A 23,583-nucleotide genomic window follows, 5' to 3' on the forward strand; every position below is an offset into this window, starting at 1 on the left:
ATAAGCATCCTGATGTTATTTACGAGATTAGCGGTTTATTAATCAAACCGATATTAACGCATTGTCACAAATTCTTCGGCCGCGGTGGGGTGGATCGCCACGGTGTTATCGAAGTCTTTTTTGGTTGCGCCCATTTTTAGCGCCACCGCGAAGCCTTGCAGCATTTCATCCATACCGTTGCCGATACCGTGGATGCCGACAATCTTCTCTTCCGGACCGACGCACACCAGCTTCATGCGGCACGGCTGGCGATGTTGCGTTACCGCGGTGTACATCGCGGTGAAGGAGGAGGTGTACACTTTCACCTGATCGTCGCCGTACTGCTCGCGCGCCTGCGGTTCGCTCAGGCCAACGGTGCCAATCGGCGGATGGCTGAACACGACGGTTGGCACGTTGCTGAAATCCAGATGCTCGTCCGGCTTGTTGTTAAACAGACGCTCGGAGAGACGACGACCGGCCGCTACCGCGACTGGCGTGAGCTCAACCGCGCCGGTGTTATCACCTACCGCATAAATGCCTTTCACATTGGTGTTCTGGAATTTATCGACGCTGATATAGCCTTTTTCATTCAGCTTAACGCCGGTTGCCGCCAGATTGAGGTTATCGGTCGCCGGTTCACGGCCAATCGCCCACACCAGGCAATCCACGGTTTGCTCGTGGCCGCTCTCCAGCTGCAGCGTCAGGCTACCGTCAGCGTTTTTAATCACGGCTTTCGGAATCGATTCGGTGTGCAGCGTTGGCCCTTCCGCCTGCATCACTTCTACCAGCGTATCGACGATCAGCGGATCGAAGCTGCGCAGCGGCGCATGCTTACGCACGAACAGGTGCGTTTCTGCGCCCAGCGCATTAACCACGCCGGCCAGTTCTACCGCGATATAACCTGCACCCACCACCGCCACGCGCTTTGGCAACGCATCCAGCTCGAAGAAGCCGTCTGAGTCGATACCGTACTCCGCGCCCGGTACGTCTGGGTGGCTTGGACGACCGCCGGTGGCGATCAGAATGTGGTCGGCGGTGAGTGTTTCACCGTTCACTTCAACGGTATTGGCATCGATAAAGCGCGCGAAGCCTTTGATCACTTCCACCTTATTTTTGCCCAGCACGTTGTCATACGAGCTGTGAATGCGATCGATGTAGGCGCTACGATTTTTCACCAGAATTGACCAGTCAAAACGGTTTACCGTGGTATCGAAGCCATAATCCGGCCCATAAAGATGAATCGCTTCAGCGATTTGCGCCGCGTGCCACATCACCTTTTTCGGTACGCAGCCGACGTTGACGCAGGTGCCGCCCAGCTCTTTGGCTTCAATCAGCGCGCATTTCTGGCCGTGCATCGCAGCGCGGTTAATCGAGGCGATACCGCCGCTGCCGCCGCCGATGGCGAGGTAGTCAAAATGTCTGGTCATCCGTTATGTCCATCTGTTGGAAGAAAATTGGCATAGAGTTTAACGCTTGAGGCGTGAGGCGCGCAAAGATTGCACCTATAAATGTAATAGGGTTGAATCCCGAAACCCGCCATACTTCAAGCCGCAGACGCGTTGGCTGCATCCTTTAACCCCAGTCACATAGTGAACTATGCTCCTGGGGATTAAAGGATTTGCCGCCTTCCTGCAACATGAATTATGACGGGTGCTACTCGTCAAAAGGAAATGAATATGCAACTGACTTTTCTCGGCACCGGCGGCGGTGCGCCCAGCCTGCAACGTAATGTCACCGCGATTGCGCTGACGCTGTCGAAACGCGGTGAAACCTGGCTGTTCGACTGCGGCGAAGCAACACAGCATCAATACATGCGCTCAGCGCTCAAGCCGGGCAAGCTGGAAAAAATCTTCATCACCCATCTGCATGGCGACCACATCTTCGGGCTGCCGGGATTGCTCACCAGCCGTTCGATGGCGGGCATCCCCGAACCGATGACCATTTACGGTCCAACAGGTATTCGCCAGTTTATCGAAACGGCGCTCAGTTTAAGCGGCTCTTACACCTCCTATCCGCTGGAAATTGTCGAAATCGAAGCCGGTTTGGTGCTGGATGATGGCGAGTTTCGTGTTACCGCCTGGCCGATGAATCATGTGATTGAGTGCTTTGGCTATCGCATTGAGCAGCACGACAAGCCGGGCTTCCTTGATGCGCCGCGTTTGAAAGCAGAAGGCGTACCGCGCGGTCCGTGGTATCAGGATTTAAAAGCAGGCAAGCGCATCCAGCTGGAGGATGGTCGGGAGATCAACGGCGCGGAGTATCTTGGGCCTGCCACCAAAGGCAAAGTGCTGGCGATATTTGGCGACACCGCGCCCACCGATGTTGCGCTGCAGCTGGCCGCCAATGCCGATGTGATGGTGCACGAAACCACGCTGGAAGCGGCGCTGCAGGAGAAAGCCAACGGTCGCGGTCACTCAACCACGATTCAGGCAGCCGAAGTGGCCAAACAATCAGGCGCTAAGCGCTTGATCGCCACGCATTTCAGCTCGCGCTATTTATCGAAGGATCGGGAAAAACTGCTTGCGGAGTGCCAGTCGGTGTTTGCTGCGACCGAGCTGGCACATGATTTCGCGGTGTTCGAGGTTTAGTGCTGTAGCGCCGGATAGGTGAAGAACAGCAGGTGCGTCATGTTGAAAATGAAATGCACGCCGGTGGCAACCCACAGGCGTCCACTCCAGTGCCACGCCAGACCGTAAATCAGCCCGGCCAGCGTGGCGAAGATCATCAGCAGCGGCCCGCCGGGAAAATGCGCTAAACCAAACAGCAGCGACGTCAGCAGCAGTGCCGCCACGGCGCCGATGTGCTGGCGCAGGCGCTGCTGCAGATAGCCGCGAAAGAACGCTTCTTCCGCCAGTGAAACGAAGAACAGGTTCGCCAGCATAAAACTGCCCAGCCACTCCGGCCAGTGCGGCTCAACGGCCAAACCACCTAACTGCACCGCCACGTAGAGCAGCAGCGGAATCGCCGCCAGCAGCGCCAGCCACAAAATTTTGTAACGCGGCGGAGCGGCCTTGGTGCGAAACAGCTGCGGCAAGCAGATGAGCAACACAAACGGAATCAGCGCTTTATCGAAGTTGTAGGAGAAGCTGAACGGCAGGCTGAGCGGCCCGGCCTGCACATCTTCAACCTGGCGCGGATTTTTGAAGCCCGGGAAGAAGTGCATAAACAGGCCAATGGCGATGGCGACCAGCGCGGCTTCACTGACCAGCTGAATCCAGCGCGCGCTGTTTTCGACGCGAACCCACGCGATAATGGCTATTGCGCCGAGCAGCAGCATCGCCGGCCAATCCAGCACATCCTGAAACAGGCCGAGAATCGTGGCCAGCGTAAGCAGCAGTACCGAAAAACGTTTGGCGGGCGACAGCACAGCGAGCGCGCCAGCCAGAATGATCCACATGATAATTATCCTATTTGGCTGGCAACGCCGTGAGCGAACTTACTCTGGCACGATCTGCGTGACGCTGAAGTGACCGGTGCCGGCTGGCACCAGCTTCTGATGTAGCCACGGCAGCAGCTCTTCCATCTGCGCTTTGAGCTTCCACGGCGGGTTAATAACGATCATGCCGGAGGCGGTCATGCCGCGCTGATCGCTGTCCGGACGTACCGCCAGCTCAATCTGCAGAATGTTGCGGATATTAGTGGCCTGCAGATCTTTAACCATGTGCTTGATCTGCTGACGCATCACCACTGGATACCACAGCGCGAACACGCCGGTGGCGAAGCGCTTGTGGCCTTCCTGAATGCCTTTCACCACATCCTGATAATCGCTTTTCATCTCATATGGCGGATCGATCAGAATCAGACCGCGACGGCTCAGCGGCGGAAGTTTGGCTTTCAGCTGCTGATAGCCATCGCCACGCGCCACGCGCGCGCGCGAATCTTTGCTGAACTCGGTGCGCAGCAGCGGATAATCGCTGGAGTGCAGCTCGGTCAGCTCCATCTTGTCCTCTTCACGCAGCAGGAAGCGGGCAATCAGCGGTGAACCGGGATAATACTTTAAGGTGCCGTGTGGGTTGAGGTTACGCACCGCCGAAAGATACGGCTTCAGCAGCTCAGGCACATCCGGCTGCTGCCAGATACGGCCGATGCCTTCCAGATATTCACCGGTACGCTCGGCGTGCTCACCGCTCAGCAGGTAACGTCCGGCACCGGCATGGGTATCCAGATAGAGGAAAGGTTTCTCCTTCTCCATCAGGGCGGTGAGGATCAGGCTTTCAACGGTGTGTTTCAGCACGTCGGCATGGTTGCCGGCATGAAAACTGTGGCGATAACTCAGCATAAAAGAGAGGGGTCCGCGGTTGGATCAAAGGGAATCAATACATCGTGTGTGGCGCGATTATAGCCGTGCTAGGTAAAAATTGCTGACGTTTTGCGAGACGCTTAAGTTTTGCGACAAAGCGTCGCTATAGCGGGTTGCGACTTGCCTGGTTATCAGCGAATATTCCTAAGGAAAATTCCTTACTCGAATTTCATCCATAGATTAAGTAAGTTAGTCTGCGCTAAACCAAGCGGTCATAAGCCAAATGCCAGAGAGTCTGGCAGGAAACTTTCCGGTTAAGGCCGTATAATTTTTTGCTTCAAGCATCTCTAACAACTCCTGGTGAAAATAATGAAAAAAATGACTGGTATCGCGGTGGCAAGCCTGTTGGTACTGACGGGCTGCGCGAAACAACAACCCGTTCATAGTTTGGTCACACCGCCAACTGCGGACGAGCAGCCTGCTGCGCAAAATGCGCCAGAGCAGCAAGGTACTCCTTTTGTGGCTTCCGCACCGGCTCAGCCAGCAAGCGCCTCATTTAGTGATGACCGTGCCAGCAACATTCAGCAGTGCCGCAAAGAGCTCGACGCGATGCGCCTTTATAGCCAGGCCTCGTATGACAGCTATCAAGCCGAATTCCAGAAAATCGGCGCCCAGACCAATAAATATCTGCAAATTAAAGATTCAATTGGCGCGGATATTAACGATTTAGTGATGCCACGTTATCAGTTCCAGATTCGTGAGTTGTGTTTCCGTATTAAGACTCGTCTGTCACAGCTGATTATTCGCCAGGCCGGTTAACACGCGCGTTCTTAATCATACCCGCGAAGTAGCAGCGTGATATTTCGCGCGCAGGATGGGCTTCATCTCTATTTTATCCATAGAGATGAAGCCTTTTGTGTTCTTAAGGCTGCCTCAGGAGATTGTGATGACACAGCGTCATCTGCCCGTTGTCCTTTTCATCACCGCACTATTATTCCCGGCGCTGGCTTGCGCGGCTTCTGAAGAGGAGATGCTGCACGCCTTTGGCGATGCCGCACGCACGCTGCCTCCTGTACCAGTCCAAAAGCCAAAACCGCAGTTACCGCCGGTAGCAAAACCGGTCGACAGGCCTGTCGTCCATGCAGCCGATCAGAGAGAAGTGAAGCAATTGCGCGCCCGCATCAGCGAGCTGGAAAAGCAATTGGCGGCCAGGCAGACCAGGAGTGACGCCAGCACGATCGCGGCACCGCAAAGTGATGCCGAACGTGATGGCTATACGCTGGGCCAATCCATCGCCAGCAATGCCGTCGCGCAGCTGCAAATGGTAAAAGATGTCGGTCTCGACATCAGCATGGATCAGTTGATCGCTGGCGTAACCACGCAGTTGAAAACCGGCACCTCGGCGCTAAGCAGTAAAGAGATGGCGCAGCGTTATGCCACGATGCAGGCGTCGATCAATAAAGGGATGAGTGCGCTAATTGCCAAAGGCTATGCGCAGCTGAATCAGCAGCTAGAGAAGCGCAAGGCGCTGCGGGCAGAAAACGGTATGCACTGGTTTGCGGTGAAATCGGTGCAATCGAAGCTCATTCCTGACCAGCCGGTAGAACTTAACGTAAAAGTCAGCACCTTGAGCGGCAAAGTCATTAACAATTTTGCGGATGACAACGTGCCCTTTGATAATCATCTGCCGCCGCTGATGCATGACGGCATGTCGCTCACCGGTAAAGGGGGCGAAGTGGAAGGCTGGGCGCTGGCCAAAGATATCTTTGAGCGTGAACCTTTGCCGCCGTGGGTGGCGCCCTACGATGTCATCCATTATCAGCTCGCGATTAAATAATCTTCAGCCTGCCTTCTGGCGGGCTTTTCTTCGCTAGTCCATCCTTAGTGGCATTGATTTTCATGCCATCAAGCCGCATGTTAGTAAAATTGTGTCGCGCGAGAGTTCGCGTGCAACTTCATCATGAAAGGACTGCGCTTATGACCAATCCGTTACTCACGCCTTTTTCGCTTCCCCCGTTTTCTGCCATCAAACCTGAACATGTGGTTCCAGCGGTTACCGAAGCGCTGAACGACTGCCGTGCAGCGGTGGAACGCGTAGTGGCGCAAGGCGCGCCCTACACATGGAATAATCTGGTTCAGCCGCTGGCTGAAGTGGACGATCGCTTAGGTCGCCTGTTCTCGCCGGTCAGCCACCTCAATTCAGTGAAAAATAGCCCGGAACTGCGTGAAGCTTACGAGCAAACGCTGCCGCTGCTCTCCGAGTACAGCACCTGGGTTGGCCAGCACGAAGGTTTGTATCAGGCATATCGCAACCTGAAAGAGGGCGATAGCTACGCGGGCCTCGATACTGCGCAGCAGAAAGCGGTGGATAACAGCCTGCGTGATTTCGAGTTGTCCGGTATCGGCCTCGATAAAGCGAAACAGAAGCGCTATGGCGAAATCGCTGCGCGTCTGTCTGAGCTGGGCTCGACGTATAGCAACAACGTGCTTGATGCCACCATGGGCTGGAGCAAGCTGGTGACCGATGAAGCCGATCTGGCGGGCATGCCGGAGAGCGCGCTGGCCGCAGCCAAAGCGCAGGCCGAAGCCAAAGAGCAACAGGGCTGGCTGCTGACGCTGGATATCCCAAGCTATCTGCCGGTCATGACCTATTGCGATAACGCCGCGCTACGTGAAGAGCTGTATCGCGCCTATTCAACGCGTGCGTCCGAGCAGGGCCCGAATGCCGGCAAATGGGACAATGGTCCGGTGATGGCGGAAGAGCTGGCGCTGCGCCACGAACTGGCTCAGCTGCTGGGCTTCGACTCCTACGCTGACAAATCGCTGGCCACTAAAATGGCGGAAAATCCGGCGCAGGTTATTGAGTTCCTCACCGATCTGGCGAAACGTGCGCGTCCGCAGGGCGAAAAAGAGCTGGCTCAGCTGCGCGCCTTCGCCAAAAAAGAGTTTGGCATCGACGAGATGAATCCGTGGGATTTGACCTACTACGGCGAAAAGCAGAAACAGCATCTCTACACCATCAGCGATGAGCAGCTACGTCCGTACTTCCCGGAAGCGCGCGCGGTAAGCGGCCTGTTTGAGGTGGTAAAACGCATCTACGGCATTACTGCCAAAGAGCGCAAAGACGTGGATGTTTACCATCCGGACGTACGCTTCTTCGATCTGTTCGACGAAAGCGGCGAACTGCGCGGCAGCTTCTATCTCGACCTGTATGCGCGCGAACACAAGCGCGGCGGCGCGTGGATGGACGATTGTGTGGGCCAGATGCGTAAAGCCGATGGCAGCCTGCAGAAGCCGGTGGCGTATCTCACCTGTAATTTCAACCGTCCGCTGCAGGGCAAACCGGCGCTGTTCACGCATGATGAAGTGATCACGCTGTTCCACGAATTTGGTCACGGTCTGCATCACATGCTGACGCGCATCGAAACGCCGGGCGTATCCGGTATCAGCGGTGTGCCGTGGGATGCCGTGGAGCTGCCGAGCCAGTTTATGGAGAATTGGTGCTGGGAGCCGGAAGCGCTGGCGTTTATCTCCGGCCACTATGAAACCGGCGAACCGCTGCCGAAGGAGCTGCTGGATAAAATGCTGGCGGCGAAAAACTATCAAGCGGCGCTGTTTATCCTGCGTCAGCTGGAGTTCGGCCTGTTCGATTTCCGTTTGCATACCGAGTTCGATCCGGCGAAAGGCGCGCAAATCCTCGAAACCCTGCGTGAAGTGAAGAAGCAGGTTGCCGTGGTGCCAAGCCCGGAGTGGGGCCGCTTCCCGCACGCCTTCAGCCACGTGTTCGCCGGCGGTTATGCGGCGGGTTACTACAGCTATCTGTGGGCCGATGTGCTGGCTGCCGATGCCTATTCGCGCTTCGAAGAAGAGGGCATTTTCAACCGTCAGACTGGCCAGTCGTTCCTCGACAACATCCTGACGCGTGGCGGTTCTGAAGAGCCAATGGAGCTGTTCAAACGCTTCCGTGGCCGTGAACCACAGCTCGATGCGATGCTGGGACACTACGGAATTCAGGGATAAGCCGGCTTGTGAAAATTGGTTTAATCGATGAATCAGGCGCCGGAGACGGCGCCTTATTACATTTGGCTGAGCGCTGGGGCCTGCAGCAGGACGATCAGGCAACCATGGCGCTGGTGTTAACGCCGCAGCACCTTGAACTGCGTAAGCTGGATGAGCCGAAACTGGGCGGCATCTTTGTGGATTTCGTGTCGGGTGCGATGGCGCATCGGCGTAAGTTTGGTGGCGGTCGCGGCGAAGCAGTGGCGAAAGCAGTCGGCATCAAAAGTGGTTATCTGCCTGAGGTGATTGATGCGACGGCCGGATTAGGGCGCGATGCCTTTGTGCTGGCGGCGCTCGGTTGTCGTGTGCGTATGCTAGAGCGGCATCCGGTGGTGGCGGCGTTGCTGGAGGATGGTTTGCGTCGTGGCTACGAGGATGCAGAGATTGGCGGCTGGCTGCGCGATCGCCTTACGCTACTGCATGTCGCTAGCCAACAGGCGCTTAGCGAGATCACTCCCGCACCGGATGTGGTGTATCTCGATCCGATGTATCCGCATCGGCAGAAAAGCGCGATGGTAAAGAAAGAGATGCGCGTGTTTCAGTCGCTGGTGGGGCCCGATCAAGATGCCGATGCGCTGCTGGAACCGGCGCGCCGACTGGCGAAGAAGCGTATCGTGGTGAAGCGTCCGGACTACGCGCCGCCGCTAGCGGGCGTGGTGACACAAGATGCGGTGGTGACTAAAAGCCATCGTTTTGATATTTATCCGCCGCTGGCGTAGGTCGTGCGGGCATGAAAAAGGTCGGCATGAATGCCGACCTTACGAATTGTCAGGTCAGCATTCACGCTGACCTGATCAATTATTCTTCGTCTTCATCGCGCAGCGGCACGATTAACATGTCGATATGCACGGTATTAATCAACTGGCGTGCTGAGGACATCAGTTTGCTCCAGAAGTCCTGATGGTGGCCACATACCACTAAATCCACGTCATATTTCTTAATCGCATCCACCAGCACCTGGCCGAGATCGCCGCTGCCACTCAGGGTTTCACTGATCGGATAGCCGGCATTGATCGAAAGCTCTTTCAGCGCGGTGTGCGTCTCTTCAGAAATACGCTTCTGCATGTCACCCAGATTAACGTCAATCAGCCCGGTGTAGAGGTCTGAATAGTTCACATCAACGTGGATCAGCGAGATTTTCGCGTCGTAAGGGCGGGCCAGCGAAACGGCTTTATCAACCAGCAACTGGCTTTCCGGGGAAAGGTCTACTGCAATCAGGATGTGTTTATAAGCCATGATAAAACTCCTTTCTCAAGATTCGGGGCAATCTTCCTGCTTTCACGGTAGGCGGTTCCTTTGCGCGAGACGGCGATGAAGCGCCACCAACCACTATTTCAGCCTTGCAGGCGGTTTTTGTTATGCCCTGAGTATAGCCAGAGTTGTTAACAAATGCTGCAAGCGAAAGTCCGCTTGTGAGGAAGATCAAGCGTTATCGGCTTTTTCACTCGCCCCGAACGAAAATCATCGCTGGAAAAAAATTGAACAGATCTCCTACACTGAAAATAAGTGCCACTGCCGTATGAGTCGCGCACTCAGGTTCGCATAACAACAATGCAATCGGAATCATTCAGTGGCTGGTTTATTTCCCGTGCGGCGTCTACAGCAATTCCCCGCTGCGTTCGACGTCGTTGCGGCTCCAGCCGGGAGGGGAACATGATCAGCACTATCGCGCTTTTTTGGGCTCTGTGTGTGGTTTGTCTGGTGAATATGGCGCGCTACTTCTCTTCTTTGCGCTCACTATTGGCCGTTTTGCGCGGTTGCGATCCGCTGTTATATCAATACGTGGATGGCGCGGGGTTCTTCACCTCGCACGGGCAGCCGAGCAAGCAGGTGCGGCTGGTGCGCTATATCTGGGATAAGCGCTATCACGATCATCATGACGACGAATTCATTCGCCGCTGTGAGCGCGTGCGCGGTCAGTTCGTGCTGACCAGCGGGCTCTGTTTTTTGGTGGTGGTCAGCCTGATTGCGATGGCAATCTGGCAATAAAACTGCGCTTAAAAAGTGCCATAAAAAAGGGCGACATCGCTGTCGCCCTCTGATATTTCTGCGGTTTGCTTAGATGAGCTTCAACGCGATCCAGTAAAGCGAACCCGACAGCAAAATACACACCGGCAGGGTGAATACCCACGCCATGGCGATATTTTTGATGGTGCGACTCTGCAATCCACCGCCATCCACCAGCATAGTACCGGCTACCGACGATGACAGAATGTGCGTTGTGGAAACCGGCATACCGGTATAACTGGCGACGCCAATCGATACCGCAGCCGTCACCTGCGCCGACATACCCTGCGCATAGGTCATGCCTTTCTTACCGATTTTCTCACCGATGGTGGTGGCAACGCGACGCCAGCCAATCATGGTACCGATGCCCAGCGCCAGCGCCACAGCAACAATAATCCAGATCGGTGCGTACTCAACGGTGCCCAGCAAATCGCTTTTCAGCTTGTTGAGGAAGCGCTTATCTTCCGCACTGGTTTCCGGCAGCTTAGCCACTTTATCCACGGTATCGGAGACACACAGCAGCAGACGACGCATCTGTCCGCGTTGATCAACCGACAGCTGGTCATAGCTCTGCAGGTTGTTCAGCAGCAGCTGCGCACGATCGATGGCTTGCAGCGCACGGCTGCTATCGCAATGGAACTCCTGCGGGCCGCCGACTGACTCTTCCGGCGTTGGTACCACCGGCGGTGCAAGCTGCACCATATGCGCCAGCGACTCGTTATGCTGCTGATAATACTGTTCCAGATGATTAACAGCATCGCGTGTGCGGGTGATGTCATAACCCGACGCATTCAGGTTAACCACAAACCCGGCTGGCGCGACGCCGATCAGCACCAGCATAATCAGGCCAATGCCTTTCTGACCATCGTTTGCGCCGTGTGAATAGCTCACGCCAATCGCCGAAACGATCAGGGCGATGCGCGTCCAGAACGGCGGCTTTTTCTTGCCATCAATCTTTTCACGATCGGCAGGCGTCATGTGGATGCGTGAACGCTTAGTGGTTCCGCTCCAGTAGCGACGCAGGATAAAGATCAGCCCGCCTGCTATCACCAGACCAACAATCGGCGAAAGAATCAGGGACATGAAGATATTGATGACTTTCGGCAAGTTGAGCGCGTCAACCACCGAGGTGCCGGTCATCAGGGCGTTGGTGAGACCAATACCGATGATGGCGCCAATCAAAGTATGAGAACTGGACGCCGGCAAACCTAAATACCAGGTGCCAAGGTTCCAGATAATCGCGGCCAGCAGCATGGAGAAGACCATTGCGAGGCCGTGGGCCGAACCGACATTCAACAGTAAATCGGTCGGAAGCATGTGAACGATGGCATACGCCACGCTCAATCCACCAAGCAAAACACCCAGAAAGTTGAAGACACCCGCCATGACAACCGCCAGTTGCGCCCGCATCGCACGGGTATAAATGACAGTCGCGACCGCGTTAGCAGTGTCGTGAAAACCGTTGATTGCTTCATAAAACAATACAAACAGCAGAGCAAGAATCAGTAACAGGCTGGTACTGAGGTCGAGACCAGCAAACAGATGTAGCATAAACGTTACGCCATTTTGGGAGGACATGAACGCGGCGCATTATCTGCGACAACGTGCGCGATATGAAAGAAAAATATAGCTCTTTCTTGTCTTAAAATTGTAATGCAGCGTATAGATTTAGCTAAAAATAGCTAAAAATTAGTGAGTTACATTATGACATATTTACGGCAATTTTTTGACGCTAGCGCTAAAAGCCGCAAATCCCTACAATCAGCGCCTTTCGGGCAAGGCGGATAAAGCAGTGGAAAAGTTTGACGTTATCATTATTGGTGCAGGCGCAGCCGGCATGTTCTGTGCGGCGCAGGCAGGGCAATTGGGTCGTCGCGTGCTGCTGCTGGATAACGGCAAAAAAGCCGGACGCAAAATTTTGATGTCGGGTGGCGGCCGCTGCAACTTCACCAACATGTTCACCGAGCCTGCGGCGTATCTGTCGCATAACCCGCATTTCTGTAAATCGGCGCTGGCGCGTTACAACCAGTGGGATTTCATCGACCTGGTGAATCGCCATGGCATTGCGTATCACGAGAAAACGCTGGGACAGTTATTCTGCGATGACTCGGCGCAGCAGATTGTCGATCTGTTATTAAAAGAGTGTGAGGCTGGCCAGGTTACCGTGCGTTTGCGCAGCGAAGTGATGAGCGTGGATCGTGACGACAGCGGTTACACCTTGCAGCTTAACGGCACAGCGGTGCAGGCGGAAAAACTGGTCATCGCCAGCGGTGGACTCTCGATGCCGGGCTTGGGTGCGACGCCGTTCGGCTACAAAGTGGCCGAGCAGTTCGGCCTGAAAGTGTTCCCCACGCGCGCGGCATTGGTGCCTTTCACGCTGCATAAACCGCTACTTGAACAGCTCAATACGCTGTCGGGCGTGGCGTTGCCTACTACCATCACCGCGCAGGACGGCACCTTATTTAAAGAAGCGATGCTGTTCACCCATCGCGGCCTGTCTGGCCCGGCCGTGTTGCAAATCTCCAGCTATTGGCAGCCTGGCGAATTCGTCACCATTGATTTGTCGCCGGCCACCTCGCTGGATGATTTCATTAATGTGCAGCGCGAGGCTCATCCTAATCTCAGCCTGAAAAACAGCCTGGCGAAGATCCTGCCGAAACGGCTGGTGGAAGTGCTGCAGGAGCTGAAACAGATTCCCGACGTCACGCTGAAGCAGCTGAATAGCAAGCAGCAGAGCGAGCTGGTTAACACATTGCATCATTGGCGTGTGCAGCCGAACGGCACCGAAGGTTATCGTACCGCTGAGGTGACGCTGGGTGGCGTGGATACCACGCAGCTGTCGTCGAAAACCATGGAAGCACGCGATGTGCCGGGGCTGTTCTTTATTGGTGAAGTGGTGGATGTCACCGGCTGGCTGGGTGGCTATAACTTCCAGTGGGCGTGGAGCTCAGCCTGGGCGTGCGCGCAGGCGCTGTAGTGCGTGCTGAATAGGCCGCACGCGCGCAATCTGCTACTATCGCGCGCTTTACTCTTCAGCGGGTGACGCCCTTCATGTTAAAAATCAAATTTCTTCTGCCGTTGCTGATTGTGCTGAGCGCCGTTGTCTGGTGGCTGATGCCGCACTACAGCGACGAGGATAAAGCCTACTACATCGCCACGTTCTGTACCCTCACTCATGATGGGCGCGGCAATACATCACAGGATATGCAGCACATCATTGAAGGCAGCAATTCCGATTACGCGCTGCAGAAGATTCATTTCAAGCCAGGGCTTGCAGATCATCTGCAAAGCATTTGGCAGGATTTGTCACCGGAGCAACAGCAACAAGCGCGGCAGGAGAGTCTCTCCTGCCGCCGTTTGATGTCTGACAAACTGTTACCCGGCCAGCCGGTTCAGTAATTATTTAACGGGCATCGCCAGCACAGCATCGGTGGTTTTAATTTCAGCGAACACATCTGCGACGCCGGTCAGTGCCGCTTGCTGCAAGACTTTATGATCCACCACCTTGTTGTCCCAGGTTGCCAGATCACGTGTTGCTGTCGCATCTTCCGGAATAATGACGGAGTAGCCGAGCGGCACCGCATCACGCGCGGTGGATGACACACACATGTGCGTCATCAGACCGGTAATGATCAGCTGTTTAATGCCCAGTGAGTCCAGCTGCTTCTGCAGGTCGGTGCCGACAAATGAGCTTGGCGTGGCTTTGCTGATTACGCGATCACCCTTGGCTGGCTGCAAATCCTTATGGAACTCAGCAAAACGGCTGCCTTTCGCAAACAGCGGACCATCGGCATCACCTAAATGCTGGACGAAGAAGACCGGCATCTTGTTTTTGTGAGCGAACTCGACGATGCGTTTGCTATTTTTCAGCGCTTGCATGCCATCCGGGATCGGCATTTTACCGCCAGGGAAATATTCGTTTTGAATATCAATGACGATCACAGCAGTTTGCTTCGCATTGAGTGAAGTAGTAGCAGTAGCACCGCTCATGGTACGAATAGTCGGCGCTTTCTCAGGCTTAGTCTCAGCGGCGAAAGCATTGCCTGAAATTGCCATGGCCAGTGCCAGAGTTCCTGAAGCAAAAATATTTTTCATACGTAATAATCCTTTGATGGTTTAGCGTAGAGAGGAGGCCAGCACGGCTTCCGATGGGGTGCAGTATGGCGATTTCGCCGTGAGTGAAGGAGTACAACGGATGACAAATAACGTTCAGTTTGCGCCAAAAACGCCAGGTAAGGCTTCGCCCATCAAAGTCGGTGTCGTGGTGTTCGACGACATCATCCCGTTCCACCTTTCAGTGCCCTGCGCGGTATTTGAAAAGGCGGCTCAGGACGACGGCACCCTGTGCTATCAGTTAATGATTTGCGCTACGCATCCCGGCCCATTAAAAACCAACAGCGGTTTTTCGATCATTGCTGAGCATGGATTAGCACAGCTGGCCGATGCCGATATGGTGGTGGTGCCAAGCTGGAGCGATCCCTCGGTGCCGCCACCCGCTGAGCTGCTGCAGGCGCTTCAGCAGGCGGCGCAGCGCGGAGCGAAAGTCGTGGGTTTGTGTCTCGGTGCGTTTGTACTCGGCGCCGCCGGCTTACTGAACCAGCGCCGTGCAACCACACATTGGCGTTGGATGGCGGATTTTGAACGCCTGTATCAGGATGTGGCGATTGATCGCGACGTGCTGTACATCGACGAAGGGCAGATCGTCACGTCGGCAGGTACCGCCGCGAGTATTGATTGCTGTCTGCATCTGGTGCGCGAGCAGTGTGGTGTTGATGTGGCCAATAGCGTCGCGCGTATGCTGGTGGTGCCGCCGCATCGACAGGGCGGACAGGCGCAGTACATTGAGCAGCCGGTTTATCATTCGGCAGGCAACGATCGCTTTATGTCGGCGCTGAGCTGGGCGACAGAAAACCTGCAGCAGGCGCTCACGCTGGAGCAGCTGGCTGAGAAAGCGCTGATGAGCCGCCGCAGCTTCACCCGCCGCTTTAACCAAACCACCGGCAGCTGTTTTAGCGATTGGTTAGTGAATCAACGCCTGGCACTGGCGCAGCGTTTTCTGGAGAAAACCGATCAACCGGTGGAGTTGATTGCTGAAAAAGCCGGATTCTCATCGCCGCTGATGCTGCGCCGTCATTTTAAGAAGCAGCTGAACACCTCCCCACTGCAATATCGTAAAACCTTTCGAGGCAGATCCTAACGCACATTTTGCGAGCGCTCTCGCATCCCATTGCACGTTACTTGTTGTACTAATTGATATTTTTCGCCGTGTAGCGCAAAATGCAAACAGTCACATGGTGCAATAATTGCTCGCTGGGCATGATGTTTGACAGACGCGTCACATCAACTCAGGAGCTTCACGGATGACACTCGCGATGATGAATACTCACAAAGCTTTTAAAGCGTTGCAGCTGGCTGGTGTCAGCGATCAACAAGCCGAAGCGATGGTAGAAATCTTTACTGAAATGCAGCAGGACAATGCGCTGTCACGTGCGGATTTGATGAAGGCTGGAGAAGGGATTTCCGGGAGTATTAAAGAGCTGGATCTTCGCCTTAGTGGAGCAATTAAAGAACTGGATGATCGGCTGGGCTGTGCGATTAAAGAACTGGACGTTCGGCTAAGTGGGGCAATTAAAGAGCTAGATGATCGGCTGAGCGGTGCGATTAAAGAACTGGATTCTCGACTAAGTGGCTCTATACAGGAACTGAACACGCGCCTGTTCGCAGTTGAAACGCGCCTCGACGCGGTGGAAAAAGATATTGGCGAACTTAAAGCTGATGTCAAACAACTGAAAGCAGACGTCTCTGCATTAAAAACTGACATGCGCTGGATTAAACGCTTACTGATGGTGATGGCCACCACCATGGTGATTGCGGCTGTTAAATATATCTTCTCGTAAATTCTTGCGCGCTGGGGTGTTGAGTACAATCGGCTGTACTTTCAGCGCGGCACGATTCACATTCCCGCACACACGCTGCTGTATGAAGCGCTCTCCCTAAGGGAATTTGATACGGCGCACACTTATACCCAACTAAAACCACAACACTGCCCTCCAGATAATCAGACTGGAGTCCAGCATGTTGGAAGTCACACCTGTCCCCGCACTGACGCGCGCGATTGCTATTCTCGACTTTATTGCGCAGCACGGACCGTGCAGCGCCGCTGAGATTATAGAAACGCTCGCGCTGCCTAAAAGCAGTGCCTATCTGCTGTTCGCCGAACTGAAAAAACAGCGTCTGATCACCATCGATCGCAATAACAACTACTGCCTGTGGACGCGACTGGTGGAGTTCGCCGGTCACGCACTGCAGCACATGGACATCCGCGATATCGCGCGCCCGCGTCTTACGCGGTTAATGCAGCAAACCAACCTGTTGTGTCATCTCGGCATCCTTGATGGCGGTCATGCCTGTTACATCCTCAAACTCGAATCGGCTGCCACTATCAGCGTGCGCTCGCACGAAGGTAAAAGCCTGTCGCTGTATCGCTCCGGCATTGGTAAGTGTTTGCTTGCCTGGCAACGCCCCGAAGAGCAGGAACGCATCATCAACGACATGCGCTTTGTGGCGGTAACGCCCACGTCGCTGCGTAGCGCCGATGCCTTGCGTACTGAGCTGGCGCGCATTCGCCGTCAGGGCTGGAGCTTTGATAACGGCGAGGATTATCCCGATGTGCGCTGTGTGGCCGCCCCAATTTTTAATGCTCGCGAGCAGTTAGTCGCCGCCATTTCGCTGGTGGGTACCCGGCTGGAAATTGATGACGATAAGCGCGATTACCTTGCCGGCCTGGCGATAGCCTGCGCCCGCGATATTTCCCGTCTGCTGGGCTGGCGTAGCCCGGCGGAAAAACACGCCTCGTAACCCGGAGAAGCTCATGTCCCTACCAAAAATTAAAACTGTCCGCGCCTACTTTGCCGGTGGCGCAACGGCCGATAAAGCGGCGGCTGGCGGCGATTACCACGATCAGGGTGCTAATCACTGGATTGATGACCATGTCGCCACGCCGATGAGCAAATACAAACAGTATGAGCAGTCGCGACAATCCTTAGGCATCAACGTGCTAGGTACGCTGATTGTTGAAGTTGAAGCCGATAACGGGCAAACCGGGTTTGCCATCACCACCGGCGGTGAAATGGGCTGCTTTATCGTTGAAAAGCATCTGAATCGCTTCATCGAAGGGCGCTGCGTTAGCGATATCAAACTGATTCACGACCAGATGATGAATGCCACCATGTACTACGCCGGTTCCGGTGGCGTGGTGATGAATACTATTTCGTGCGTCGATTTGGCGCTGTGGGATCTGTTCGGCAAAGTTACCGAGCTGCCGGTATACAAGCTGTTGGGTGGCGCGGTGCGTGATGAACTGCAGTTCTATGCTACCGGCGCTCGTCCAGATCTGGCGCAAAAAATGGGGTTTATCGGTGGCAAGATGGCGGTGCAGTGGGGACCACACGATGGTGACGAAGGCATCCGTAAAGAGGTGGCGCGCATTGCCCACTATCGTGAAACCTGTGGCGCAGATTTCTGGCTGATGCTGGATTGCTGGATGAGCCAGGACGTGAATTTTGCCACCAAACTGGCACACGCCTGCGCACCTTATAACGTCAAGTGGCTGGAAGAGTGTTTGCCGCCACAACAATTTGAAGGCTACGCCCAGCTGAAAAAGCAGGCGCCGCAGGGCATGTTAATCACCAGCGGCGAGCATCACGGCACGCTGCAATCCTTCCGCACCCTGGCAGAAACCGGCATCGATATTTTGCAACCCGATGTCGGTTGGTGCGGCGGCCTGACTACGTTGGTTGAAGTGGCCGCGCTGGCAAAATCACGCGGTCAATTGGTGGTGCCGCACGGCTCTTCGGTTTACTCGCATCATGCGGTAATCACGTTCACCAATACGCCATTCAGTGAATTCCTGATGACCAGCCCGGATTGCAGCACGCTACGCCCGCAGTTTGATCCGCTGCTCATCAATGAGCCGGTGCCAGTCAATGGCCGCATACACAAATCGGTACTGGATAAACCGGGCTTTGGCGTAGAGCTGAATCGCGAAGGTCTGAAACGTCCTTATCACCATTAACCGCGCGGGCTGCGGCTGATGGTCGCAGCCCTTTGTGAGGGCTTTCCCAATGGATAATCTGGTGCACAGCGCGGTGAAGAAAAACCGTGCCCGCCTCATTCCTTTCATGTTGATGCTCTACGTGCTGGCGTTTCTTGACCGCGCCAACATCGGCTTTGCCAAAGAGGCGTATCAACTCGATACCGGCTTAAGTAACGAGGCTTACGCGCTCGGTGCCGGGATTTTCTTTGTGGTGTACGCATTGCTCGGCGTGCCGGCCAATTTGCTGATGCGACGTTTTGGCGCACGCAGCTGGATTGGCGGCACCACGCTGCTGTGGGGATTTCTTTCGGCGGCGATGGCATTTGCCGACACCGAGGCCAAATTTCTGCTGGTACGCACACTGCTCGGTGCCGCTGAGGCGGGATTCTTTCCTGGCATGATCTATCTGACATCGCTGTGGTTCCCGCAGCAGCAGCGTGCCAGCGTAATGGGTTTGTTCTACATGGGCGCACCGCTGGCGTTGACGTTAGGCTCGCCGCTTTCGGGCGCGCTGCTGGAAATGCATGGCGTGCTGGGACATCCGGGTTGGTTCTGGATGTTCATTATTGAGGGATTATTAGCGGTAGCCGCCGGGTTTTTCACCTTCAGCTATATCGACGACACGCCGGCAACCGCGCGTTTTCTCAGCGCTGATGAGAAACAAGCGTTGCAGCGCCAGCTGGAGAGCGAGGAGCAGCAAAAGCCCACCGCACAACTGCGTGATGCGCTGCGTAACGGTCGCGTCTGGCAGCTCGCCATTATCTACATGACCATTCAGATTGCAGTATATGGCCTGATCTTCTTCCTGCCTTCGCAGGTGGCGGCGCTGATCGGCACCAAAGTCGGATTTCTCGCTTCGCTGGTGGCGGCGATTCCGTGGGTTGCCGCGCTGTTTGGCACCTGGTTGATTCCGCGTTATTCCGATCGCAGCGGCGAACGGCGTCGGGTGGCGGCGTTTACCTTGCTAGCGGCGGCGCTGGGGATTGGGCTATCCGGATTGGTGTCGCCGCTGCTGGCCATCCTCGCACTTAGCGTGGCGGCGGTAGGCTTTATTGCCGTGCAGCCGGTGTTCTGGACCATGCCAACTCAGCTGCTGTCCGGCACCGCGCTGGCGGCGGGCATCGGCTTCGTCAATCTGTTTGGTGCCGTCGGTGGCTTCCTCGCCCCGCTGATTCGCGTCAATGCCGAGGCGCAGTTTAACAGCAGCAGCGCCGGGTTGCTGGCGCTGGCGCTGATCGCTGCCATCGGTTCACTGATTATTCTCAGCCTGAAAGTGGAGCGTCAATTGCCACAATCTCAGCAGGCGTCGCATTAAAGAAGGAGTGGGTATGCAGGATCCATTAAAAAATGCCTTTAAAGCCGGCCTGGCCAACGGTGAAACGCAGATTGGTTTATGGCTCAGCAGCACATCGTCGTATCTGGCCGAGATTGCCGCCACCAGCGGCTACGACTGGTTATTGATTGATGGCGAACATGCACCGAATACCGTGCAGGATCTCTATCATCAGCTGCAGGCTATTGCGCCTTATCGCAGCCAGCCGGTGATTCGTCCGATAGAGTTCCAGACGGCGTTGATTAAGCAGGTGCTGGATATCGGTGCACGTACTTTGCTGGTGCCGATGATTGATACTGCCGAGCAGGCACAGGCGCTGGTACGGGCGACACGCTATCCACCTTATGGCACGCGCGGGGTAGGTGCTGGAGTAGCGCGTGCGGCGCGGTGGGGGCGGGTGGAAAATTACATGGCGCGTGCCAATGACGAACTCTGTTTGCTGATACAGGCCGAGAGCAAAACCGCCATTGAGAATCTGGATGCGCTGCTAGAGGTTGAGGGTGTTGACGGGATATTTATTGGCCCAGCGGATCTGTCAGCTTCATTAGGTTTTCCCGATAATGCCGATCATCCCGAGGTGCAGAAGATCATTGAACACAGTATTAAACGCATCCGCAGTGCGGGAAAAGCCGCTGGTTTTCTGGCGGTTAATCTGGCCATGGCGGAACGTGCTCTCGATTGGGGGGCAAATTTTGTCGCCGTCGGGGTAGATACCATGCTTTATACCGCCGCGCTGGATAATCGTTTAGCGCATTTTAAAAACAGTGCAATCGCGCTGAATAAAGCCAGCTATTAAATGAAAAAACGGATGGTGCGCCATCCGTTTTTCAGCGTTGATATAGCCTTTAAATGTGACATGAATAAGTCTATTAGCGTCAGAAATGAGTGCAAAGGCGTTAATAAAAGCGTGATGGATTCGTTAGCGCATCACGCAGCTGATACGTGGTAAAAATTCATTACTGCGTACTTTAGGAGCAACAATTTCTCGCGTGCGTTCTGTAACATCAAATCCGGCCTGTCGACAAAGTACGCAGGGATCATTACTTTCGTGCAGTGCTTGTTGGGTTTCCTTATCGAGCTGCCTTTTGCGACAGAAGAGTGGCGTGCAGCCGAGTACGTGTTTAAACGATCGCGTGAAAGATTGCTGACTTTCAAAGTGGTATTTTACGGCCAGGCTAATTATCGGCGCGTTGCTGTTTTTCAAATCATTGATGCAGTGAATCAGTTTCTTTTTACGAATGTAGCGTGCCAGGGTTTCATTGTGATAGCGGGCAAAAAGTTTCTGCAAATACCATTTTGAATAGCCCGATTTTAATGCGATATCATCAATGCTTAAACGTTGATCCAAATTAGACATAATCCATTCGGTCACCGAATCAATCACCCCTTCATTATATTTTTGCTGTGTCATTGTAGTCCTCCATAAACACTTAGAGAGTGTAATTTAATTAATCTTTCCAATCTGCAATTAATGTAAAGTTTTCTGATTATTTGGCTTATTTATTATTTGTCATCAAGACTGGTCTTGTTTTCCGTGCGCAAAACCGTTTGCGTGTTGTTCTGATGTTGAATATTTATCGTAATAACGGACGTTATTATTAACTCAAATTTTTCATAGTGTTGATGGGCTAAATGTAAAATTTACATCCCTCTGCGGCACACGCCATCAATACGTAAAACGGATTAACGTGTCAGACTGAAGGTTTTCTCTGTTAAGGAAGGGCAATATGGGTTTTCGTTTTAAGACAAAACAGTCACTTGCCGTTATTCTGGCCACGGTGGCGATAGCCAGTACTGCACCTGCGTTCGCCGCCAATGTGTATGGCGAACAGCTGGAAGGCTTCCGCTATCCCTATCCACTGCAGCACTTTTCCTTCTCTTCGCAGCAGCAAACGCTGAGCATGGGCTATATGGACGTTAAGCCTGAGCAGCAGGCCAATGGAGCCACCGTAGTACTGATGCACGGCAAAAACTTCTGCGGCGCCACCTGGGACGACACCATCAAAGCGCTGAGCCAGAAAGGCTATCGTGTGATTGCGCCGGATCAGATTGGCTTCTGCAGTTCAACCAAACCGGCCAACTATCAATACACCTTCCAGCAGCTGGCGCAGAACACCCATCAACTGTTGCAGCAGCTCGGCGTCGAAAACGCCATCATCATTGGGCACTCAACCGGCGGCATGCTGGCAACGCGCTACGCGCTGATGTATCCCAGGCAAACGCAGCAGCTGGTGCTGGTGAACCCTATTGGTTTAGAGGACTGGAAAGCCAAAGGCGCGCCGTGGCGCTCGGTCGATCAGTGGTATCAGCGTGAACTCAAACTGGACGCGGCGGGCATCAAGAAGTACGAGCAACAGACCTATTACAGCGGCCAGTGGAAGCCGGAATATGACAAATGGGTCGATATGCTGGCAGGTTTGAACGGCGGGCCGGGGCACAAGAAAGTGGCGTGGAACTCGGCATTAATCTACGACATGATTTTCACTCAGCCGGTCTATTACGAGTTTAAAGATTTACGCGTCCCAACCACCCTGATGATTGGCACCGCCGATACCACGGCGATTGGCAGTGATATTGCGCCACCGGAAGTGAAAGCGAAGCTGGGGCATTACAACGTCCTGGGTAAGCAGGTGGCGCAGATGATTCCCGGTGCCCGTTTAATCGAATTCCCGGGCATGGGACATGCGCCGCAAATGGAAGAGCCGCAGAAATTTAATCAGCAATTGATTGAGGCGCTGACGCGTAAATAGCGGCCAAACGCATTGATTATGAGGTCGCCACGGTTGGCGACCCGCTTGTTATACGCTCTGCTGCTTTTTGCCGTTTTTAGCGGCGTACATACGCTCATCGCTGCCTTCCAGCAGCTGCTCCAGCGATTGCGGATGGTCGGGATCAAACTCAACAATTCCCGATGAGAAGTGCAGAACGTAGCGGCGATCCAAATCCTGGGTTTGCTGCTGCAGGAACCGATCAAAGCGCGCCAGCACGCCTTCGGCATCGGCTTGCTGCAAGCCGTTAAACAGCACCACAAACTCATCACCGCCCAGGCGGGCAAAGATATCCGCATGGCGGAAGCTCACCTTCATGGCATCAGCAAAATCCATGAGCGCGCGGTCGCCTTCGCGGTGGCCGAGCGTATCATTGATGGCTTTAAAGCGATCGAGATCGAGGAAGGTCAGGCTGGCAGGTAACTGCTTCACCTGGCACTCATTCAGCGCCAGCTGGCCGAGCGTCATAAAGCCGCGGCGGTTGGTGATTTGCGTCAGCTCATCGGAGGTGGCGGTCTGAAATGCGACCAATTCCGCTTCCGCCATGGCAGCCAGATCGCGCAGGGTATGGATATCGTCAGCGTCAAACTCGCGCACATGATGGTCAATCAGACACAGCGTGCCGACTTTAGCGCCAGCGGGCGTGCGCAGCGGACAACCGGCGTAAAAACGTATCGGATTGTCGTTATCTTTCACCAGCGGGTTGTCGCAGAAACGCTCATCTTCTAAGGGATTTTCCACCACCATCACATCGTCTTGCAGAATGGCATGGCCGCAGAAGGAGGTATTGCGCGGCGCGGTGGCAGCACTCGGTCCAGCGATGGATTTGAACCACTGATGGTCCTCTTCCATTAAGCTCACGAGCGCCACCGGCACGCCAAACAGACGACGGGCAAGGCGGGTTAAACGGTCGAAACGCTCTTCTGCCGGCGTATGCAGAATGTTGAGCGCACGTAACTGGGCCAGACGATGTGACTCGTCCGCAGGCAGTGCAGGTGCTTTCATCGCGTTACTCTTATTAATTATGGAATTACGACAACACTGGTGTTTTTGCCACACAGGCAGAAAGCGCCGGGCAGCGGCTGCGATAACCACTGCCAAG

At 54.6% G+C, this 23,583-nt stretch carries 23 protein-coding genes; 15 read left to right on the forward strand and 8 right to left on the reverse strand.

Annotation, left to right across the window (positions count from 1 at the left end):
* Positions 1-53: 53 nt before the first annotated feature.
* Positions 54-1,406, reverse strand: a complete 1,353-nt coding sequence (gorA, locus tag WFL93_RS17150; RefSeq protein WP_336778650.1) for a glutathione-disulfide reductase — start codon at positions 1,404-1,406, stop codon at positions 54-56.
* A gap of 249 nt (positions 1,407-1,655) precedes the next feature.
* Between gorA and rnz the strand changes: the two genes are divergently transcribed.
* A complete protein-coding gene (rnz, locus tag WFL93_RS17155; RefSeq protein WP_336778651.1) occupies positions 1,656-2,567 on the forward strand; it encodes a ribonuclease Z in 912 nt (303 codons plus the stop codon).
* On the opposite strand, the gene WFL93_RS17160 is transcribed toward rnz, so the two are convergent.
* Positions 2,564-3,376 (reverse strand): CPBP family intramembrane glutamic endopeptidase, encoded by an 813-nt coding sequence (locus WFL93_RS17160; RefSeq protein ID WP_007889905.1) that lies wholly within the window; start codon positions 3,374-3,376, stop codon positions 2,564-2,566. The genes rnz and WFL93_RS17160 overlap by 4 nt on opposite strands.
* Positions 3,377-3,415: 39 nt before the next feature.
* Positions 3,416-4,258 carry a 23S rRNA (adenine(2030)-N(6))-methyltransferase RlmJ gene (locus WFL93_RS17165; RefSeq protein ID WP_007889903.1) on the reverse strand — a complete coding sequence of 281 codons (843 nt, stop codon included), beginning with the start codon at positions 4,256-4,258 and terminating at the stop codon, positions 3,416-3,418.
* A 330-nt stretch (positions 4,259-4,588) separates the two neighbouring features.
* On the opposite strand from WFL93_RS17165, the gene WFL93_RS17170 reads away from it, so the two are divergent.
* From WFL93_RS17170 to rsmJ, 4 genes are all read left to right on the forward strand, one after another.
* Positions 4,589-5,038, forward strand: a complete 450-nt coding sequence (locus WFL93_RS17170; RefSeq protein WP_007889901.1) for a hypothetical protein — start codon at positions 4,589-4,591, stop codon at positions 5,036-5,038.
* A 127-nt stretch (positions 5,039-5,165) separates the two neighbouring features.
* Positions 5,166-6,056 carry a hypothetical protein gene (locus WFL93_RS17175; RefSeq protein WP_336778652.1) on the forward strand — a complete coding sequence of 297 codons (891 nt, stop codon included), beginning with the start codon at positions 5,166-5,168 and terminating at the stop codon, positions 6,054-6,056.
* 140 nt (positions 6,057-6,196) lie between these two features.
* On the forward strand, positions 6,197-8,239 hold the full coding sequence (gene prlC, locus WFL93_RS17180; protein ID WP_336778653.1) for an oligopeptidase A: 2,043 nt from the start codon (positions 6,197-6,199) through the stop codon (positions 8,237-8,239).
* A gap of 8 nt (positions 8,240-8,247) precedes the next feature.
* Positions 8,248-8,997, forward strand: coding sequence for a 16S rRNA (guanine(1516)-N(2))-methyltransferase RsmJ (rsmJ, locus tag WFL93_RS17185; RefSeq protein WP_336778654.1), 750 nt, complete (start codon positions 8,248-8,250; stop codon positions 8,995-8,997).
* Between the two features lie 79 nt (positions 8,998-9,076).
* On the opposite strand, the gene uspA is transcribed toward rsmJ, so the two are convergent.
* Complete coding sequence (uspA, locus tag WFL93_RS17190; RefSeq protein ID WP_007889892.1) at positions 9,077-9,514, reverse strand: universal stress protein UspA; 438 nt, start codon at positions 9,512-9,514, stop codon at positions 9,077-9,079.
* A gap of 417 nt (positions 9,515-9,931) precedes the next feature.
* On the opposite strand from uspA, the gene uspB reads away from it, so the two are divergent.
* Positions 9,932-10,267, forward strand: a complete 336-nt coding sequence (uspB, locus tag WFL93_RS17195) for a universal stress protein UspB (protein ID WP_007889890.1) — start codon at positions 9,932-9,934, stop codon at positions 10,265-10,267.
* A 69-nt stretch (positions 10,268-10,336) separates the two neighbouring features.
* Here the strand turns inward: uspB and pitA are convergent, their stop codons facing one another.
* Positions 10,337-11,836, reverse strand: coding sequence for an inorganic phosphate transporter PitA (gene pitA / locus WFL93_RS17200; protein WP_152929126.1), 1,500 nt, complete (start codon positions 11,834-11,836; stop codon positions 10,337-10,339).
* A 241-nt stretch (positions 11,837-12,077) separates the two neighbouring features.
* Here pitA and WFL93_RS17205 point away from each other — a divergent pair, with 241 nt between their 5' ends.
* Both WFL93_RS17205 and WFL93_RS17210 read left to right on the forward strand, forming a co-directional pair.
* Complete coding sequence (locus WFL93_RS17205) at positions 12,078-13,262, forward strand: NAD(P)/FAD-dependent oxidoreductase (protein ID WP_071531058.1); 1,185 nt, start codon at positions 12,078-12,080, stop codon at positions 13,260-13,262.
* A 74-nt stretch (positions 13,263-13,336) separates the two neighbouring features.
* The gene (locus tag WFL93_RS17210; protein WP_007889885.1) at positions 13,337-13,684 is read left to right on the forward strand and encodes a hypothetical protein; all 348 of its coding nucleotides are present in this window, start codon (positions 13,337-13,339) and stop codon (positions 13,682-13,684) included.
* Here the strand turns inward: WFL93_RS17210 and WFL93_RS17215 are convergent, their stop codons facing one another.
* Complete coding sequence (locus WFL93_RS17215; RefSeq protein ID WP_007889883.1) at positions 13,685-14,380, reverse strand: cysteine hydrolase family protein; 696 nt, start codon at positions 14,378-14,380, stop codon at positions 13,685-13,687.
* Positions 14,381-14,480: 100 nt separating this feature from the next.
* On the opposite strand from WFL93_RS17215, the gene WFL93_RS17220 reads away from it, so the two are divergent.
* The 6 genes from WFL93_RS17220 to yfaU all read left to right on the forward strand — a co-directional run bounded on the left by WFL93_RS17220 (position 14,481) and on the right by yfaU (position 20,509).
* A complete protein-coding gene (locus WFL93_RS17220; RefSeq protein WP_007889880.1) occupies positions 14,481-15,482 on the forward strand; it encodes a GlxA family transcriptional regulator in 1,002 nt (333 codons plus the stop codon).
* Positions 15,483-15,645: 163 nt separating this feature from the next.
* A complete protein-coding gene (locus WFL93_RS17225; protein ID WP_336778655.1) occupies positions 15,646-16,182 on the forward strand; it encodes a DUF1640 domain-containing protein in 537 nt (178 codons plus the stop codon).
* Between the two features lie 178 nt (positions 16,183-16,360).
* On the forward strand, positions 16,361-17,143 hold the full coding sequence (locus tag WFL93_RS17230) for an IclR family transcriptional regulator (RefSeq protein ID WP_007889878.1): 783 nt from the start codon (positions 16,361-16,363) through the stop codon (positions 17,141-17,143).
* 13 nt (positions 17,144-17,156) lie between these two features.
* A complete protein-coding gene (gene rhmD, locus WFL93_RS17235; RefSeq protein ID WP_336778656.1) occupies positions 17,157-18,359 on the forward strand; it encodes an L-rhamnonate dehydratase in 1,203 nt (400 codons plus the stop codon).
* Between the two features lie 49 nt (positions 18,360-18,408).
* Positions 18,409-19,695: an MFS transporter gene (locus WFL93_RS17240; RefSeq protein WP_007889876.1), complete on the forward strand. Its 1,287-nt coding sequence runs from the start codon at positions 18,409-18,411 to the stop codon at positions 19,693-19,695.
* A 13-nt stretch (positions 19,696-19,708) separates the two neighbouring features.
* The gene (gene yfaU, locus WFL93_RS17245) at positions 19,709-20,509 is read left to right on the forward strand and encodes a 2-keto-3-deoxy-L-rhamnonate aldolase (protein ID WP_180822638.1); all 801 of its coding nucleotides are present in this window, start codon (positions 19,709-19,711) and stop codon (positions 20,507-20,509) included.
* 123 nt (positions 20,510-20,632) lie between these two features.
* Here the strand turns inward: yfaU and WFL93_RS17250 are convergent, their stop codons facing one another.
* Positions 20,633-21,124, reverse strand: coding sequence for a helix-turn-helix domain-containing protein (locus WFL93_RS17250; RefSeq protein WP_007889871.1), 492 nt, complete (start codon positions 21,122-21,124; stop codon positions 20,633-20,635).
* A 316-nt stretch (positions 21,125-21,440) separates the two neighbouring features.
* Between WFL93_RS17250 and WFL93_RS17255 the strand changes: the two genes are divergently transcribed.
* Entirely contained in the window at positions 21,441-22,463 is a 1,023-nt protein-coding gene (locus WFL93_RS17255; protein ID WP_007889870.1) for an alpha/beta fold hydrolase, read from the forward strand.
* Positions 22,464-22,511: 48 nt separating this feature from the next.
* Here the strand turns inward: WFL93_RS17255 and WFL93_RS17260 are convergent, their stop codons facing one another.
* The gene (locus WFL93_RS17260; RefSeq protein WP_007889869.1) at positions 22,512-23,486 is read right to left on the reverse strand and encodes a sensor domain-containing diguanylate cyclase; all 975 of its coding nucleotides are present in this window, start codon (positions 23,484-23,486) and stop codon (positions 22,512-22,514) included.
* Positions 23,487-23,583 lie beyond the last annotated feature (97 nt).

Source organism: Pantoea sp. USHLN256 (genome assembly GCF_037149875.1).
Lineage (GTDB): Bacteria > Pseudomonadota > Gammaproteobacteria > Enterobacterales > Enterobacteriaceae > Pantoea > Pantoea nemavictus.